The 17286-nt window shown below is 72.1% G+C and carries 16 protein-coding genes; 9 read left to right on the top strand and 7 right to left on the bottom strand.

What is annotated here, in order from left to right:
• Positions 1-129 precede the first annotated feature (129 nt).
• Genes RTA_RS20555 through RTA_RS01980 form a run of 3 tightly spaced genes read left to right on the top strand, consistent with a single transcriptional unit; the run spans position 130 to position 3520 of the window.
• Complete coding sequence (locus tag RTA_RS20555) at positions 130-1200, top strand: phosphotransferase (protein ID WP_013899699.1); 1071 nt, start codon at positions 130-132, stop codon at positions 1198-1200.
• On the top strand, positions 1197-2534 hold the full coding sequence (locus RTA_RS21165; RefSeq protein ID WP_226986101.1) for a TIGR04283 family arsenosugar biosynthesis glycosyltransferase: 1338 nt from the start codon (positions 1197-1199) through the stop codon (positions 2532-2534). The genes RTA_RS20555 and RTA_RS21165 overlap by 4 nt, the downstream gene beginning before the upstream one ends.
• Positions 2531-3520, top strand: a complete 990-nt coding sequence (locus RTA_RS01980; protein WP_013899697.1) for a nucleoside hydrolase — start codon at positions 2531-2533, stop codon at positions 3518-3520. Before RTA_RS21165 ends, RTA_RS01980 begins: the two co-directional genes overlap by 4 nt.
• On the opposite strand, the gene RTA_RS01975 is transcribed toward RTA_RS01980, so the two are convergent.
• The 4 genes from RTA_RS01975 to RTA_RS01960 form a co-directional block, all read right to left on the bottom strand.
• Positions 3521-4156 carry an ATP-binding cassette domain-containing protein gene (locus tag RTA_RS01975; protein ID WP_013899696.1) on the bottom strand — a complete coding sequence of 212 codons (636 nt, stop codon included), beginning with the start codon at positions 4154-4156 and terminating at the stop codon, positions 3521-3523.
• Positions 4153-5727: an ABC transporter permease gene (locus tag RTA_RS01970; protein WP_013899695.1), complete on the bottom strand. Its 1575-nt coding sequence runs from the start codon at positions 5725-5727 to the stop codon at positions 4153-4155. The genes RTA_RS01975 and RTA_RS01970 overlap by 4 nt, the downstream gene beginning before the upstream one ends.
• Before the next feature lie 71 nt (positions 5728-5798).
• Positions 5799-7013, bottom strand: coding sequence for an ABC transporter substrate-binding protein (locus RTA_RS01965; RefSeq protein WP_041675908.1), 1215 nt, complete (start codon positions 7011-7013; stop codon positions 5799-5801).
• Between the two features lie 84 nt (positions 7014-7097).
• Positions 7098-7901 carry an exodeoxyribonuclease III gene (locus RTA_RS01960; RefSeq protein WP_193384808.1) on the bottom strand — a complete coding sequence of 268 codons (804 nt, stop codon included), beginning with the start codon at positions 7899-7901 and terminating at the stop codon, positions 7098-7100.
• Between RTA_RS01960 and pyrE the strand changes: the two genes are divergently transcribed.
• Positions 7900-8580 (top strand): orotate phosphoribosyltransferase, encoded by a 681-nt coding sequence (gene pyrE / locus RTA_RS01955; RefSeq protein ID WP_013899692.1) that lies wholly within the window; start codon positions 7900-7902, stop codon positions 8578-8580. The two genes, RTA_RS01960 and pyrE, sit on opposite strands and share 2 nt — an antisense overlap.
• 14 nt (positions 8581-8594) lie before the next feature.
• A complete protein-coding gene (locus RTA_RS01950) occupies positions 8595-9251 on the top strand; it encodes a DUF4124 domain-containing protein (RefSeq protein ID WP_041674962.1) in 657 nt (218 codons plus the stop codon).
• On the opposite strand, the gene gatB is transcribed toward RTA_RS01950, so the two are convergent.
• Genes gatB through gatC form a run of 3 tightly spaced genes read right to left on the bottom strand, consistent with a single transcriptional unit; the run spans position 9217 to position 12434 of the window.
• Entirely contained in the window at positions 9217-10665 is a 1449-nt protein-coding gene (gatB, locus tag RTA_RS01945) for an Asp-tRNA(Asn)/Glu-tRNA(Gln) amidotransferase subunit GatB (RefSeq protein ID WP_013899691.1), read from the bottom strand. The genes RTA_RS01950 and gatB overlap by 35 nt on opposite strands.
• Before the next feature lie 9 nt (positions 10666-10674).
• Complete coding sequence (gene gatA, locus RTA_RS01940; protein WP_013899690.1) at positions 10675-12138, bottom strand: Asp-tRNA(Asn)/Glu-tRNA(Gln) amidotransferase subunit GatA; 1464 nt, start codon at positions 12136-12138, stop codon at positions 10675-10677.
• Entirely contained in the window at positions 12135-12434 is a 300-nt protein-coding gene (gatC, locus tag RTA_RS01935) for an Asp-tRNA(Asn)/Glu-tRNA(Gln) amidotransferase subunit GatC (protein ID WP_041674961.1), read from the bottom strand. The genes gatA and gatC overlap by 4 nt, the downstream gene beginning before the upstream one ends.
• A gap of 150 nt (positions 12435-12584) precedes the next feature.
• Here gatC and RTA_RS01930 point away from each other — a divergent pair, with 150 nt between their 5' ends.
• Genes RTA_RS01930 through mrdA form a run of 4 tightly spaced genes read left to right on the top strand, consistent with a single transcriptional unit; the run spans position 12585 to position 17226 of the window.
• Positions 12585-13628 carry a rod shape-determining protein gene (locus tag RTA_RS01930; RefSeq protein WP_013899688.1) on the top strand — a complete coding sequence of 348 codons (1044 nt, stop codon included), beginning with the start codon at positions 12585-12587 and terminating at the stop codon, positions 13626-13628.
• Positions 13629-13666: 38 nt separating this feature from the next.
• Complete coding sequence (gene mreC, locus RTA_RS01925; RefSeq protein WP_013899687.1) at positions 13667-14593, top strand: rod shape-determining protein MreC; 927 nt, start codon at positions 13667-13669, stop codon at positions 14591-14593.
• Positions 14590-15108: a rod shape-determining protein MreD gene (gene mreD, locus RTA_RS01920; protein WP_013899686.1), complete on the top strand. Its 519-nt coding sequence runs from the start codon at positions 14590-14592 to the stop codon at positions 15106-15108. Before mreC ends, mreD begins: the two co-directional genes overlap by 4 nt.
• Positions 15109-15165: 57 nt before the next feature.
• Positions 15166-17226: a penicillin-binding protein 2 gene (gene mrdA, locus RTA_RS01915; RefSeq protein ID WP_013899685.1), complete on the top strand. Its 2061-nt coding sequence runs from the start codon at positions 15166-15168 to the stop codon at positions 17224-17226.
• Positions 17227-17286 lie beyond the last annotated feature (60 nt).

Here is a 17286-nt window from a genome sequence, read left to right as displayed (position 1 = left end):
GATTCATTGATCGCGCGTCTCACCCATCCGTGGGCAACGGGGCTTCGGGTTCACACTCGCGGCCAGACAGGCCCGGAGCTACGGCATGAAACCAGACGACCGCGAAGGCGACGGGGAGCGCCCGCGCAGATGACGACGCGATCCGCGCGATCCAGCGCGCCCGTGGAAGGCCTGCGGGAGGCGCTGCGCGCCCACGGCGCCTGGGCCGGGGTGCCGCTCGAGGTCCTCGCGGACACGGGGCTGGCGCACCTGCACGTGCGCCTGGTGGGCACGGGCGTGCTGGCGCGCATCCCGAAGCAGAGCCAGGTGGGCCTGGAGCCCGCGGCCAACCTGCACCACCAGCAGGCCTGCTTCGCCCGCGCCCAGGCCGGCGGGCACACGCCGCGGCTGCTGGGGGTCCTGCCGGTGGGCCAGGGCCTTCCCCGCGGCGCGCTGCTGGTGCAGGAGATCGCCGGCCGGCCGGCGGACTTGCCGCGCGACCTCGATGCCGTCGCGCAGGCGCTCGCCGCGCTGCACGCGCTGCCACTGCCTCGTGCGCAGGACCGGCCGCCGCTGCAGGACGCAGGCGATCCGCTGCGGCAGCTGCATGCGGAGATCGCTGCACAAGCCGCCTTCGTGCCGCGCGCAGGGCTGCCCGTGGAGGTGCACGATGCGGTCCGCACCGAGCTGGAGGCGCTCGCCGCATGCGTGGCCCTGCCCGACCGGCCGCCGCGCTGCCTGGTCGCCTTCGACGCCCACCCCGGCAACTTCCTGCTGCGCGGCAGCGGCGACGCGGTGCTGGTCGACCTGGAGAAATGCCGCTACAGCTACCCGGGACTCGATCTCGCCCACGCGAGCCTCTACACCTCCACGACCTGGGATGTCACCGCGCGCGCCGTGTTGACCCCGGCCGAGGTGGCCGGCTTCTACCGCCGCTGGGAGCGCGCCGTCGATACCGGCCTTGCCGCCGCGGCGAGACCGTGGCACCTTCCGCTGCGCCGCGCGATGTGGCTGTGGTCGATCACCTGGTGCTGCAAGTGGCGCACGGCGTCGGCCGGCCCGCGCCGCGATCCCGGGCACGGCGAGGACTGGTCGGCCGCGAACAGCGATGAAGCGCTGGTGCGGCACGTCCGCGAGCGGGTCGACCATTACCTGTCCCCGCAAGCCGTCGCCTCCGTCCTGGACGAACTGGCGCGGCTGCCGCGTATGCTCGCTCCATGAGCTCCCTGCGCATCATCGTGCCGGTCCTGGACGAGGCGGCCGCCGTGCCCGCGCTGCTGCGGACGCTGCAGCCGCTGCGCTCGCGCGGCGCCGAAGTCGTGGTCGTGGACGGCGGCAGTACCGACGGCACCTGGCTGCTCGCATCGCGGGGCGGGGCCGACCACGTGCTGGTAGCCGCTCAGGGACGCGCTTCGCAGATGAACGCGGGGGCGCAGGGCGCGCGGGCCGATGCGCTGCTGTTCCTGCACGCCGATACCGTGCTGCCGCCCGAGGCCGACCGCCTGGTGGCGCAGGCGCTGGCGGCGGGCGCCGACTGGGGACGCTTCGACGTGCGCATCGCCGGCGACGCCCCCTTGCTGCGCCTGGTGGGTGCGCTGATGAACCTGCGGTCGCGCTGGACGGGCATCGCCACCGGCGACCAGGCCCTCTTCGTGCGCCGCGAGGTGTTCGCGGCCGCTGGCGGCTTCCCGGACCTGCCGCTGATGGAGGACATCGCCTTGAGCACCCGGCTGCGCCGCCGGGGAGCACCCGCCTGCCTGCGCGCGACCGTCGCGACGTCCGCGCGCCGCTGGGAGCGGCACGGCGTGCTGCGCATCATCCTGCTCATGTGGTGGCTGCGCTTGCGGTACTTCTTCGGCGCCGCGCCCCAGCAGCTGGCCGACCGCTACGGCTACCGCCGCCGGCCGGGGCCGGCTGCCGCCGGCGTCGCCGTGCTGGCCAAGGCGCCCGTCGCGGGCCTCGCGAAGACGCGCCTGGCACCGGGCATCGGTGCGCCGGCCGCCGCCCGCCTGCAGCGGGCCTTCACGCTGGACACCTTGCGCACGGCGCAGGCGGCGGCGCTGGGTCCGGTGCAGCTGTGGTGCGCCCCGGACGCTGGGCACCGTTTCTTCCGCGCGCTGCACCGGCGGTGCGGGCTTGCCCTGCGCAGCCAGGTGCAGGGCGGCCTGGGCGAGCGCATGCGCGCCACGGCGCAATCGCATTTCGCGCAGCATCCAGGGCTGCCCCTGCTGGTGATCGGCACCGACTGTCCGCTGCTCGCCCCCGGGCACCTGCAGGCCGCTGCCCGGGCGCTCGCCGGGCACGACGCCGTGCTGATCCCGGCGGAAGACGGCGGCTACGTGCTGCTGGGGCTGGCCCGCGTGCTGCCCGAGGTCTTCGAAGACATCGCCTGGAGCACGCCGGCGGTGCTGGCGCAGACGCGCGAGCGGCTGCGTGCGGCCGGCGCGCGCTGGCAGGAGCTCGACAGCCTCTGGGACGTGGACGAGCCCGCGGACCTGCGCCGCTTCCGGGAGCTGGCCCCGGCGGGGCCGGTGCCGGGCGAGGGGTGCGCATGACCCGCCGCCGCGACGACGCCTGGTACGCCGGCCGCCTCGCCGAGCCGCGCGGCCCGGTGCGCTGCGTGATCGACACCGACACGGCCAACGAGATCGACGACCAGTTCGCGCTGGCCTGGGCCCTGCTGGCGCGCGAGCGGCTGCAGGTCGAGGCCGTGTACGCGGTGCCCTTCTCCTTCGCCCACCGGCGCGCCCAGCTCGCGCACGCGCCGGCCGACGCACCGCCCTTCAATGCACCGGCCGAAGGCATGCGGCGCAGCCTGGCCGAGATCCGGCGCATCCACGAACTCCTGGGCATGGACCACCGCGGCCGCGCCTTCGCCGGCAGCGCCGGCTACCTCGAGGCGCCCGATCGGCCGATCGCCAGCGAGGCGGCCGAGCACCTGGTGGCGCTGGCACGCGCCTGCGGGCCGGGCGAGACGCTGTACGTGCTGGCGCTGGGCTGCGTCACCAACATCGCGAGCGCGCTGCTGATGGCCCCGGACATCGTCGAGCGCCTGGTGGTCGTGTGGACCAGCGGCTACCCGTCGCATGCGCCCCACGCGAACGACTCGTTCAACCTGGAGCAGGACCTGGCCGCCAGCCGCTTGCTGCTGCGAAGCGGCGTTCCGCTGGTGTACCTGCCCGGCTTCCACGTGGGCGCGCAGCTGCGGCTGTCGCTCGCGGAGATGGAAAGCCACGTACGGGGATGCGGAGCCATCGGCGGGTACCTGCACCATCTCTTCACCAGCAACCCGCTGTGGACGATCTACCCGGCGGACCCGGCGAGACCGCACTCCTGGGTGATCTGGGACCTCGTCTGCGTGGCCTGGGTGCTGGAGCCCCGCTGGTTGCGCAGCACGCTGGTGCGCACGCCGGACCTCGGCGGCGACAAGCGCTGGATCCAGCGCAGCGGCAGCCACCTGATGCGCGAGGCGTACGCGGTCGACCGCGACGCCATCATCAACGACTTCCTGGCGCGGCTGGCCGCCGCGCCAGGCGCCTAGTCATGGCTGCGGGCTGGCCAGGCGCGTGACGCGCTGCGGATCGGCGATGTCCTGCGCGTCGTGCGTCACCAGCAGGGCCGGGATGCCCCGGGCCTGGATGGTGCCGAAGACGAACTCGCGCATGCGGGCGCGCAGCCCGGCGTCCAGCCGCGCGAACGGCTCGTCCAGCAGCACCGCGCGCGGCCGCGCCAGCAGCGCACGCACCAGCGCCACGCGCGCCCGCTGGCCGCCGGAGAGCGTGGCCGGGTCCGCCTGCGCGAGGCCCGGCAGCTCCAGGTCGCGCAGCGCCTGCTGCACCACGGCTTCGCGCTGCGCCCGTGCCCCCGGCGGCACGGCGAAGAGAAGGTTCTCGCGCACCGACATGTGCGCGAACAGCAGGTCGTCCTGGAACAGGATGGCGATGCCGCGCTGCCGCGTCGGCAGGGCGTCCAGCCGCGTGCCGTCGAGCAAGACCTCGCCATCGAAGCGCACCGGCGGCGCCGCGGTGCCGCAGATCGCCGACAGCAGGCTGGACTTGCCGCAGCCGCTCTCGCCCATGAGGGTGTGCACGGTGCCGGGGGCGATGTCCAGCCGCAGCTCGTGCACCAGCCGTCGCCTCGCCACGCGCAGCTCCCGCACGTAGACGTGCAGGCTCACGCCCGCTCCCGGAAGCGGCGCGGCCGCCCCGCCCAGGCCGCCAGGCCGAAGGCCAGGGCCGGCAGCAGCCACTGCAGCCAGGCATAGGCCGCCAGCAGCGATCGCTGGCCGCCGCTGGACAGCGCCACCGCTTCGGTGGTCAGGGTCGTGTAGCGCCCGGCGCCGACGAACAGGGTCGGCAGGTACTGCGCCACGCTGACCGAGAAGCCGACTGCCAGCGCGGTGGCCAGCCCGGCGCGCAGCAGGGGCCACTTCACCCGCAGCAGGAACGCCGGCCGGCCGCGGCCGAGCGTCGCGGCCACCTGGCGGTAGCGCGCATCGAACCCGAGGTAGGAGGGACTGAGGGCGATCAGCACATAGGGCAGCGCCGCCAGCGTGTGCGCAAGCCACAGGCCCGCCCACTGGCCGTCGAGCCGCCAGGCCAGCGTGAGGCGGTGCAGGCCCACGACCCACAGGATGGAGGGCAGCAGCAGCGGAAGGTAGGCGATGCGGCGCATCCGCGCGTCCCAGGAAGGCGGCGCGGCCTCCAGCCACGCCACGGCCCAGACCAGCGCCGTCGCACTGCTGGCGGCCGCCAGCCCCACCGTGGTGGAGACCGTGGCCACGCTCGCCAGCACCGAGCGCCACCCCGACAGGCTCAGCTCGCGGGGCCATACATCCGGAAAGGGCCACACGCCCGAGACGCTGCCGACGGCCAGGGCGCCCATGACGCACAAGTACCCCAGCGCGAGCAGAAGCGCCGGCGCGATCGCATCCCCCTGGCGGGGCTCGTTCCTGCCGCGGTCCCCGTCCGTCCAGCGCCTGCCGGCGCCGGCGCGCCCCTGCAGCACCCAGAACACGCCTGCCGCCGCCGCCGCGGTCAGCGCGAGCAGCCAGGCGCCGGCGGCACCCTTGGCGTTGATCGCGGGGTCGGCGTCGAGCAGCCACTGCCAGGCCAGCACGGACGCGGTGGGCGGCGACGCCGGCCCGATGACCAGCGCCACGTCGACGACGGTCAGGCTGTAGGCCCCCACCGCCAGCACGGGCGCGGCCAGGCGTGGCCACAGCTGGGGCCAGACCACCCGCCACCAGGCGGCCGGCCGCGTGTAGCCCATGGTGCAGGCCAGCTCGAGCTCGCGGCGCCAGCGCGCTCCCGTGTCCGCCCGCTGCAGCTGGCTCGCGGCGGTCCACAGCAGGAAGGGCACCTCCTTGCCGACCAGCGCCGCCACCAGTCCGATGCCCCACGGGTCCTGGGTCGTCGGCCAGGCGGGCGGCAGCTCGAAGCCGGTCGCCCACGGGGAGAGCGCCCGCAGCACCCAGCCGCTCGGCGCGACGAGGAAGGCCAGGCCGATCGCGAACGCGGCGTGCGGCATCGCCAGCATGGGCGCGAGGGCGCGCAGCACCAGGTTCCACGGGCGGGCGGCGAAGCTGCGCGAGAGGATCCACGCCGCGGCCAGCAGGGACAGCGCCGTCGCGGCCAGGCCCGTCGCCAGCGAGTGCAGCAACGCCCGCGGCCATTGCGGGTCCGACAGCAGGTCGCGCCAGGCCGAGGCATCGAAAGCAGCGGCCAGCGCGGACGCGGCGACCCACACGAGGGGGACCGCTGCCGCCGCCGCGAGCACCAAGGGCACCGCGCGGGCCGGCAAGGACGAGGTTGGAGCGCCTACTGGCCGTAGCGCCGCAGCCACTCGCGCTCCAGCGGGTCCACCCAGCTGCCGTGCGGCTCCAGCAGGACGGGCGCCGGCTGCTCCACCTGCCCCGGCCAGCTGCGCGCCTGGAAGCGCTCGCGCTCGCCGGCCGGCAGCCGGTCGACGGCGAGCACCGTCCCGTCGCCCCAGACCTCGATGTCCGCCTTGCGCGCCTGCGCCTCGGGCGAGAGCAGGAAGTTGATCACCACCTGCGCCGCGTCCGGGGCGCTGGCGTTCACCGGGATGGCGAGGAAGTGGGTGTTGCCCACCGCGCCCTTCTCGTTCTGCCAGCTGTGGACCGTGGCGGGCAGGCGGCGGGCGGCGATCTCGTTGGCGGCTTCGTTGGGGTTGAAGGTCAGCGCGATCAGCAGCTCGCCGTCGGCCATCATCTGGCGCACGGCCGCGGCATTCTGCGGGTGCTGGCGGCCGCCGCGCCACAGGTGCGGGCGCAGGGCGTCCAGGTAGTTCCACAGCGGCGCGCCGGCGCGCTCCAGCGCCGCGGGCGTGACGGGCCGGTACAGCGGCGTGCGATCAGGCGTGGCCTCGAGCAGCGCCTGCTTGAGGAAGGTGGTCCCATGGAAGTTGGGCGGGCGCGGATAGGTGACGCGGCCGGGCTGCGCGCGCGCGAATTCCAGCAGGGCCGCCATGCTGCGCGGCGGCTGCGGCACCCGCTGGCGGTCGGCGAAGAAGGTGAACTGCGCCATCCCCCAGGGCGCCTCCAGGCCTTCCACCGGCTCGGAGAAGTCGACCCGGGTCGTGGGCTTGCCGGCCGTGTCCACCCAGCGGTAGTTCGGCAGCTGCTCCGCGAACGGGCCAAACAGCAGACCCTCGCGCTTGAGCGTCAGGAAGTTCTCGCCGTTGATCCAGACCATGTCGACGCTGCCGCCCGAGCTGCGGCCCGCCTGCTTCTCCGAGCGGACGCGTTTCACGGCCTCGGCGGTGTCCGTGATCTTCACGTGCTCCAGACCGATCCCATGCCGCCGCGACACCTCGGCAGCCACCCACGCGAGATAGGCGTTGGTGCGTTCGCTGCCGGCCCAGGCGTTGAAGAACACCTTCTTTCCGCGCGCGCGCGCTTCGAGCGCGCCCCAGTCCACCGCGGCCGCAGCGGCTGCGGGCAGCAGCGCGGCGGCGCCTGAAGCCAGGGCGGAGCGGAGTAGGTGGCGGCGTTGCAGGTTCGGGTCTCGCATGATGGGAGTGTGCCAAAGGGCGATGCCGGCCACCTTGTTCAGTTCCGGCGCCGGCCTGGTCGCAGGGTCTAGACGGCAGGCGCGTCAGATCGCCAGCTCATAGCGAATCGTCAGCGGCGCGTGGTCACTGAACCGCTCCTCCTTGTAGATCGTCACCTCGCGTGCAGTCCGCGCAAGGTCAGCGGTCGCGATCTGGTAGTCCAGCCGCCAGCCTACGTTGTTGGCATAGGCGTTGCCGCGGTTGCTCCACCAGGTGTAGCAGGCGTCGGTGGTGTCGGGCCGCAGCCGCCGGTAGACGTCCACCAGGCCGGTTTCGTTCAACAACTTTGTCATCCAGGCGCGCTCTTCGGGCAGGAAGCCGCTGTTCTTCTGGTTGCTGCGCCAGTTCTTCAGGTCTTCCTTCTGGTGGGCGATGTTGACGTCGCCGCACAGGATGAACTCGCGCCCGGCCTTCAGGCGGGCCAGGTGCGGCTCGAACGCGGCCAGGAAGCGGAACTTGGCCTGCTGCCGCTCTTCGCCGGAGGAGCCGGAGGGGAAGTAGCAGCTGATGAGGGACAGGCGTCGCGCCGGCGTGTCGAAGCGCAGCTCCACGTAGCGGCCCTCGGCGTCGAACTCGCCGCCGTCCCAGCCCGCCACCACGTCGCTGGGCTCGTGGCGGCAGTAGGCGGCCACGCCCGAATACCCCTTCTTCTCGGCGAAATGGAAGTACCCCTTGAGCCCGGCCAGGGCCTCGAAACGCCCGGCCACGTCGGCCGCCTGGGCCTTGACCTCCTGCACGCAAATACAATCCGGCCTGCTTTTTGCGAGCCAGGCCTCCACGCCCTTGCTGGCGGCCGAACGGATGCCGTTGAGGTTGAGGCTGGTGAGGGTGAACAAGGAACTTCCCATGGTGGCAGCGGGCGGCCAGGACGAGCTGGCGCAGGATTTCGTGCAGTTCGCGGTGGAAGCCGGCGTGCTGCGCTTTGGCGAGTTCAAGACCAAGGCGGGCCGGGCGTCGCCCTACTTCTTCAACGCGGGGCTGTTCGACGACGGCGCCAAGCTCGGCCGGCTGGCGCAATTCTATGCACTGCGCATCCTGGCCTCGCGCATCGAATTCGACATGCTGTTCGGGCCGGCCTACAAGGGCATCCCGCTGGCCGCGGCGGTGGCCGTCGAGCTGGCGCGCCTGGGCCGCAACGTGCCCTATGCCTACAACCGCAAGGAAGCCAAGGACCATGGCGAGGGCGGCCTGCTGGTGGGCGCGCCGCTGGCCGGCCGGGTGCTGATCGTGGACGACGTGATGTCGGCCGGCACCGCCGCGCGCGAGTCCATTGCCCTGATCCGGGCCGCCGGCGCGACGCCGCATGCGGTCGCCATCGCGCTGGACCGCCAGGAGATGGCCACCGAGGGCGGCCAGGACGTGCCGCATTCGGCCGTGCAGTACGTGCGCGAGCGCCTGGGCCTGCAGGTGTGCGCGATCGCGCGCCTGGCCGATCTGCTCCAGTACCTGGGCGGCCAGGCCGGCCAGCCCTTGGGCGAGCACCATGCCCGCGTGCTGGCCTACCGCCAGCGCTACGGCGTGGACTGACGCAGGTGGCAGGCATGGTGCGTACGCTGGTGGGGATGCTGTGGGCAGCCGGATGCACGCCGCTGCTGGCACAGGCCATCTACACCTGCGTGGACGCCCAGGGCCGGCGCGTGACGTCCGACCGCCCCATCCTGGCGTGCATCGACCGCGAGCAGAAGGAGCTCAATCCCAGCGGCACGGTGCGCCGCAGGATAGCTCCCTCGCCCACCGCGGCCGAACGCGCGGCGCAGGAGGCCCAGGCCCGCGAGGCCGCCGAGGAGCGCAGCCGCCTGGCCGAGGAAAAACGCCGCGGCCGCGCCCTGCTCACCCGCTTCCCGCAGCCGGACGGCCACGAGAAGGAACGCCGCGCGGCCCTGGCCCTGGTGGACGACCTGATCGCCACGGCCCACCGGCGCGCCGGCGAGCTGGCGGACCAGCGCAAGGCGCTGGACACCGAGACCGAGTTCTACCGGGCCGACCCGGCGAAGATGCCGCCGCGCCTGAAGCGCCTGCTGGAGGAGAACGACCGGCAGCAGGCGGCGCAGCTGCGCTACGTGGCCGAGCAGCAGGAGGAGAAGCAGCGCATCAACGCCCGCTTCGACGAGGAGCTGGTGCGCCTGAAGCCGCTGTGGGCGCTGCAGGCCGCCGCGCCGGCGGTCACGACGCCAGCCGGCGCCGCAGCAGCTCGTTGACCTGGGCCGGGTTGGCCTTGCCCTTGCTGGCCTTCATGGCCTGGCCCACCAGCGCGTTGAAGGCCTTGTCCTTGCCGGCCTTGAACTGCGCCACGTTGTCGGGGTTGGCGGCGATCACCTCGTCGATGATCTTCTCCAGCGCGCCGGCGTCGTTCATCTGCTTGAGGCCCTTGGCCTCGATGAGGGCGTCCACGTCCCGGCCTTCGCCGCTCCACAGCGCGTCGAACACCTGCCGGGCGGCATTGTGGGAGACCGTGCCGTCCGCGACCCGGCCCAGCAGGACGGCCAGCGTCCGGGCGTCGACGGGCGCCGCTTCCACTGTCCCCTCGCCCGCGTTGAGGCGCCTGGACAGCTCGCCCATCACCCAGTTGCTGGCGAGCTTGGGCTGGCCGCTGGCCCGGGCCGCGGCCTCGAAATAGGCGGCCATGGCCTGGCTCTGCGTGAGCGTGACGGCGTCGTACTCCGGCAGGCCATAGTCCCTGACGAAGCGCCCGGCCATCGCCCGCGGCAGCTCCGGCATGCCCGAGCGCACGCGCTCCACCCACTCCGGCGCGACCACCAGCGGCGGCAGGTCCGGGTCGGGGAAATAGCGGTAGTCGGCCGCGTCCTCCTTGGTGCGCATGGCGCGGGTCTCGCCGGTGTCGGGGTCGAACAGCACCGTGGCCTGCTCGATGGCGTGGCCGTCCTCCAGCTGCTCGATCTGCCAGCGCACCTCGTAGTCGATGGCCTGCTGCATGAACTTGAAGCTGTTGAGGTTCTTGATCTCGCGGCGCGTGCCCAGCGGCCCGCCCGGGCGGCGCACCGAGACGTTGGCGTCGCAGCGGAAGCTGCCTTCCTGCATGTTGCCGTCGCAGATGCCTATCCAGGTGACGATCTTGTGCAGCTCCCTGGCATAGGCCACCGCCTCCTCGGACGAGCGGAGGTCCGGCTCGGTCACGATCTCCAGCAGGGGCGTGCCGGCGCGGTTCAGGTCGATGCCCGACTGGCCGACGAAGTCCTCGTGCAGCGACTTGCCGGCATCCTCCTCCAGGTGGGCCCGCACCAGGCGCACGGATTTCTTCTCCTCGCCGAGGTGGAACTCGACCGCACCGCCCTGCACCACCGGGATCTCGTACTGGCTGATCTGGTAGCCCTTGGGCAGGTCCGGGTAGAAGTAGTTCTTGCGCGCGAAGATGCTGCGCGGCGCGATGGTGGCGCCCACGGCCAGCCCGAGCCTGATGGCGCGCTCCACCGCGCCCTTGTTCATCACCGGCAGGGTGCCGGGCAGGGCCAGGTCGACGGCGTTGGCCTGGGTGTTGGGTTCGGCGCCGAAGGCGGTGGGCGCGCGGCTGAAGATCTTGCTTCGCGTGGACAGCTGGGCATGCGTCTCGAAGCCGATGACGACCTCCCAGCCCTGGATCAGTTTGGCGCTCATCTCGTGTTCTCAGAAGCCCTCGGGCGCGCGCAGGTGGAAATCCGTGGCCTGCTGGAACGCGTGGGCGGCGTTGAGCAGGGCGCCTTCGGCGAAGTAGTCGGCGATCAGCTGCAGGCCCACCGGCAGGCCGCCCGCGCCGAAGCCGCAGGGCAGGCTCATGCCCGGCAGGCCGGCCAGCGAGGCCGGCAGGGTGAAGATGTCGGCCAGGTAGTTGGCCAGCGGGTCGCCCGACTTCTCGCCCAGCTTCCAGGCCACGGTGGGGGCCACCGGCCCGGCGATCACGTCGCACTGCGAGAAGGCCTGTCGGAAGTCGTCGGCCACCATGCGGCGGATCTTCTGCGCCTGCAGGTAGTAGGCGTCGTAGTAGCCGTGCGACAGCACGTAGGTGCCGATCATGATGCGGCGCTTGACCTCGTCGCCGAAGCCCTCGGCGCGCGTCTTCTTGTACATGTCCAGCAGGTCGGTGTAGTCCCTGGCCCGGTGGCCGAACTTCACGCCGTCGAACCGCGACAGGTTGGACGAGGCCTCGGCCGGGGCGATGACGTAGTACACCGGGATGGACAGCTCGGTGCGCGGCAGCGATATCTCCACCAGGCGCGCGCCCAGCTTCTGGTACTCGCCCAGCGCGCCGTCGATGGCCTCGCGCACGTCGGCGGCCAGGCCCTCGCCGAAGAACTCCCTGGGCACGCCGATGCGCAGCCCCTCGATGGAGCGGCCCAGGGCGCGGCCGAAGTCCTCGGCCGGCCGGTCCAGCGAGGTGGAGTCGCGGTCCGGGTCGGGCCCGCACATGGCCGACAGCAGCAGCGCGCAGTCCTGCGCGCTGCGCGCCATCGGGCCGGCCTGGTCCAGGCTGGAGGCGAAGGCGATCATGCCGTGGCGCGAGGCCCGCCCGTAGGTCGGCTTGATGCCGGTGACGCCGCAGAAGGCGGCCGGCTGGCGGATCGAGCCGCCGGTGTCGGTGGCGGTGGCCGCCGGCGCCAGGCGCGCCGCCACGGCCGCGGCGCTGCCGCCCGAGGAGCCGCCCGGGATGCGCGAGGGATCCCACGGGTTTTTCACCGGGCCGAACGCCGAGTTCTCGTTGGACGAGCCCATGGCGAATTCGTCGCAATTGAGCTTGCCCAGGCTCACCGCGCCGGCCTCGGCCAGCTTGCGCACCACGGTGGCGTCGAACGGCGAGCGGTAGCCGGCCAGCATCCGGGAGCCCGCGGTGCTGGGGAAATCGCGGGTGACGAAGATGTCCTTGTGCGCCACCGGCACGCCCAGCAGCGGCGCGGTATCGCCGGCGGCGATGCGCTCGTCGGCCGCCCGGGCCTGGGCCAGCGTGACCTCGGGGTCGACGGCCAGGAAGGCGCCCAGGCCGGCGTGGGCCTGGGCCCGGTCCAGGAAGTGCCGGGCCGCCTCGACGGCCGACACCTCGCGCGCGCGCAGCGAGCGCGCCAGCTCGGTCACGGAGGCCTGGTGCAGAGCGCTCATTCGATCACCCTGGGCACCAGGAACAGCCCGCGCTCGACGGCCGGGGCGCTTTGCTGGTTGGCTTCGCGCTGGTCGGGCTCGCCGGGGATGTCCTCGCGCAGGCGCAGCTGGACGTCCTCGAAGGCCGCCACCGGGTGCGCCAGCGGCTGCACGCCGGCGGTGTCCACGGCCCGCATGCGTTCGACGATGCCGAAGAAGCCGTTGATCTGGGCCAGCATGCGCTCGCTCTCGGCGGGCTGGAGCTGCAACCGCGCCAGGTGCGCGATGCGGGCGATGTCGTCGGGGGTCAGGGCCATGGCGGAAACGGGGGCGGGCAGGGACAGTTGTAAACGCGAGAATCGCATCGCTTCTCGCTGAGTTATTCACAGGGGATCAGTTATTATCCCGCCTTCGGAAAGCACGGCCGCGACAGCGGCCGCTTTCGCAAGATAAGACGAGGGTTCCCAATGTTCGGAGCATTCCGACGCTACATCTCCACCGACCTGGCCATCGACCTGGGGACGGCCAACACGCTGATCTTCGTGCGGGACAAGGGCATCGTGCTGGACGAACCCTCGGTGGTCGCCATCCGGCACGAGGGCGGCCCGCAGGGCAAGAAGACCATCCAGGCGGTGGGCCACGAGGCCAAGGCGATGCTGGGCAAGGTGCCCGGGAACATCGAGGCGATCCGCCCGATGAAGGACGGCGTGATCGCCGACTTCACCGTCACCGAGCAGATGCTCAAGCAGTTCATCAAGATGGTCCATCCGCGGTCCGTCCTGAAACCCTCGCCGCGCATCATCATCTGCGTGCCCTGCGGCTCCACCCAGGTGGAGCGCCGCGCCATCCGCGAGTCGGCCCTGGGCGCCGGCGCGAGCGAGGTGTACCTGATCGAGGAACCCATGGCCGCGGCCATCGGCGCCGGCCTGCCGGTGTCGGAGGCGTCCGGCTCCATGGTGGTGGACATCGGCGGCGGCACCACCGAGGTGGGCGTCATCTCCCTGGGCGGCATGGTCTACAAGGGCAGCGTCCGCGTGGGCGGCGACAAGTTCGACGAGGCCATCATCAGCTACATCCGCCGCAACTACGGCATGCTGATCGGCGAGCCGACGGCCGAGGCGATCAAGAAGACCATAGGCTCGGCCTTCCCCGGCAGCGAGGTCAAGGAGCTCGAGGTCAAGGGCCGCAACCTGTCCGAGGGCGTGCCGCGCTCGTTCACCATCTCCTCCAACGAGATCCTGGAAGCCCTGACGGACCCCTTGAACAACATCGTGTCGGCGGTCAAGAACGGGCTGGAGAGCACGCCGCCCGAGCTGGGCGCCGACATCGCCGAGCGCGGCATGATGCTCACCGGCGGCGGCGCGCTGCTGCGCGACCTCGACCGCCTGCTGGCCGAGGAGACCGGCCTGCCGGTGCTGGTGGCCGAGGACCCGCTGACCTGCGTGGTGCGCGGCTGCGGCATCGCGCTGGAGCGCATGGAGCGCCTGGGGTCCATCTTCACCAGCGAGTAATCCTCTCCCCTCCCCCTTCCGGGGAGGGTGTCGCCATCATGCCACTCGGCACCCTCGACAGAGCCCCCCCGCCGTTCTTCAAGCAGGGCCCGTCCGCCGCATCCAAGCTGATGGTGTGCAGCGCCCTGGCGCTGTTCCTGATGGTGGCGGACACGCGCTTTCGCATCACCCAGCCGCTGCGCGCCGCGGTGGCCTCGGTCCTGTACCCGGTGCAGTGGCTGGCCCTGCGGCCGGTGCTGCTGGTGCGCCATGGCGCCTCCTATTTCCAGTCGATGACGGGCGCGCAGTCGGCGCAGGCCGAGGCCAGCCTCAAGCTGGCGCAGCAGGCGCAGCGCGCCGGCCAGGTCGAGCAGCTGGCCCTGGAGAACGAGCGGCTGCGCAAGCTGCTGGACCTGCGCGACCGGATCAGCACGCCCTCGCAGGCGGCCGAGGTGCTGTACGACGCGGCCGACCCCTACACCCGCAAGGTCATCATCGACAAGGGCCTGGCGCAGGGCGTCGAGCCCGGCTCGCCCGTGGTCGACGAGGCCGGCGTGCTGGGCCAGGTGACCCGGGTGCACCCGCTGATCAGCGAGGTAACGCTGGTCACCGACGCCGACAACGCCATCCCGGTGCTCAATACCCGCACCGGCGCGCGCAGCGTGGCCTACGGCGACCCCTCGGGCTCGCATGCCGGATCGCTCGAGCTGCGCTTCATGGCCGACAACGCCGACGTGCAGGCCGGCGACCTGCTGACCACCAGCGGCGTGGACGGCATCTACCCGGCGGGGCTGCCGGTGGCGCGGGTGGCCAAGGTCGAGCGCCGCGCCGATTCGGTCTTCGCCCGCATCCACTGCACGCCGCAGGCGCTGGTGGACGGCGCACGGCACGTGATGGTGCTCAAGCCGATCTCGGCGCAGATCCCGCCGCGGCCGCGGCCGCAGCCCCAGGATGCCGCGCTGGTGCGCAAGGGAGTCAAGAAGTGATCATGCGCCCCGGGCAGCAGCTGCTGCTGCCGGCCAATCCCCTGTTCATCTGGTTCAGCCTGCTGGCGGCGCTGGTGGTCAACGTGCTGCCCCTGGGCCGGCTGGCGTGGCAGCCGGACGTGCTGGCCCTGGTGGTGGTGTTCTGGAGCGTGCACCAGCCGCAGCGCGTGGGCATAGGCGCGGCCTTCGTGTTCGGCCTGTTCATGGACGTGCACCAGGCCGCCCTGCTGGGACAGCATGCGCTGGCCTACGCGGCGCTGAGCTTCTTCGCCATCACCATCCACCGCCGCCTGCTGTGGTTCTCGGTGCCCTCCCAGGCCTTGCAGGTGCTGCCGCTGTTCGTCGCCGCCCACGCCATCGAGCTGGCGCTGCGCATGATTTCCGGCGGCAGCTTCCCCGGCCTGGGCATCCTGCTGGCGCCCGTGATCGAATCCCTGCTTTGGCCCATCGTCAGCATCATCCTGCTGGCGCCGCAGCGCCGCGCGCCCGATCCGGATGAGAATCGCCCCATCTAGGGGCCGGATGCGCCGGACGATGCCCGACCCCCGCCCCGCCAACGCCCGACCAAGCGCATGACCGAACTCAGGAACGTCCAAGCCGACCTCTCGCGCTTTCGCGCGCGGGTGCTGGTGGCCAGCCTGGCGGTGCTGGTGTGCTTCCTGCTGCTGGCCGCCCGCCTGGTGTGGCTGCAGGTGATCAAGCACGACGAGCTGGACGAGCAGGCCGAGGCCAACCGCACGGCCATCGTGCCCGTCGTGCCCAATCGCGGCCTGATCCTGGACCGCAACGGCATCGTGCTGGCCACCAACTACTCGGCCTACACGCTGGAGATCACGCCACCGCGCCTGGCCGCCGGCCTGGACGACACCATCGATGAGCTGGCCCGCATCGTCGAGATCCAGCCGCGCGACCGGCGCCGCTTCAAGAAGCTGCTGGAGGAATCCAAGGGCTTCGAATCGCTGCCGATCCGCACCAAGCTCAGTGACGAGGAGGTGGCCCGCTTCGCCGCCCAGCGTTTCCGCTTCCCCGGCGTGGACATCAAGGCCCGCCTGTTCCGCAACTACCCCTGGGGCGAGCTCGCCAGCCACGTGATCGGCTACATCGGCCGCATCAACCAGGCCGAGAAGAAGCAGATGGAGGACTGGCCGGAGGAGGACCAGGGCAACTACCGCGGCACCGAGTACATCGGCAAGCTGGGCGTGGAACAGAGCCTGGAAAAGCAGCTGCACGGCACCACCGGCGTCGAGCAGGTCGAGACCTCGGCCGGCGGCCGGGCCGTGCGCAAGCTCGACAGCAAGCCGGCCACGCCCGGCGACACCGTGATGCTGTCCATCGACATCAAGCTGCAGAAGCTGGTGGAGGACATGTACGGCGACCGCCGCGGCGCGCTGGTGGCGCTGGACCCCAAGAGCGGCGAGGTGCTGGCCTTCGTGTCCAAGCCGACCTTCGACCCCAACCTGTTCGTCGACGGCATCGACGCCGAGAACTGGCAGGCGCTCAACGAATCCATCGAAAAGCCGCTGCTCAATCGCGCGCTGCGCGGCACCTACCCGCCCGGCTCCACCTACAAGCCCTTCATGGCGCTGGCGGCACTGGAGACCCGCAAGCGCAGCGCCACGCAGGTGATCTACGACAGCGGCACCTGGTCGTACGGCGGCCACGTGTTCCGCAGCCACGGCGACCACGGCCTGGGCGCCGTGGACATGCACACCAGCATCGTCAAGTCCAGCAACGTGTACTACTACCAGCTGGCCAACGACATGGGCGTGGACGCGATGCACGACTTCATGAAGCCGCTGGGCTTCGGCCAGTTCACGGGCATCGACATCTTCGGCGAGGTGCGCGGCGTGCTGCCCAGCCAGGAGTGGAAGCGCAACTACTACCGGCGCCCCGAGCAGAAGAAATGGTTCGGCGGGGAGACCATCTCGCTGGGCATCGGCCAGGGCTACAACAGCTTCACCATGCTGCAGCTGGCGCAGGCCACCGCCACCCTGGCCAACAACGGCGTCAAGCACAAGCCGCGCCTGGTGATCGCCACCCAGGACCCCATGACGCGCGACATCCGCCCGGTGCCGGCGAAGCCGCCGGAGAACCTGGGCTTCAAGCCCGAGAACGTGGCCGTGATCCGCAAGGCCATGGTGGGCGTGACCCAGGGCGGCACCTCGGCGCGCGTGTTCGCCGGCGCCGGCTACCTGTCGGGCGGCAAGACCGGCACGGCGCAGGCGGTCACCATCGGCCAGCGCGAGAAGTACAACGCCTCCAAGCTGGAGGAGCACCAGCGCGACCACGCGCTGTACATCGCGTTCGCGCCGGCCGACGACCCCAAGATCGCGGTGGCGGCGATCGTCGAGAACGCCGGTTTCGGCGCCGCCTCGGCGGCGCCCATCACCCGGCGCGTGTTCGACTACTGGCTGATGGGCCAGTACCCCAGCGAGGAAGACCTGGCCGCCGTGCGCAAGGGCCAGGCCGCCAACCCGGTCGGCAAGCCGCGCAATGCGGCCGAGGTGGCCTGGCCGCCCGGCGCCGCCGCGGCCGCGGCGGCAGCCGTCGCGCCCTCGCTGCCGGCCTCCGCGCCCCAGGCGGCCTTGCCGGTGCGCGCCGCGCCCACGCGCGTTTCCCTGCCGGCCCGGTAGCCGGGCCGATGAGCCGCACGGCCGCTCCGAAGGCTCATCGCACCGCAGCCCGCCGGGCGG

It is taken from the genome of Ramlibacter tataouinensis TTB310, assembly GCF_000215705.1.
In the GTDB taxonomy this organism is placed as follows: domain Bacteria; phylum Pseudomonadota; class Gammaproteobacteria; order Burkholderiales; family Burkholderiaceae_C; genus Ramlibacter; species Ramlibacter tataouinensis.
Note: the sequence above shows the minus strand (reverse complement) of the source record. Positions and strands in the feature narration are given on the sequence as shown.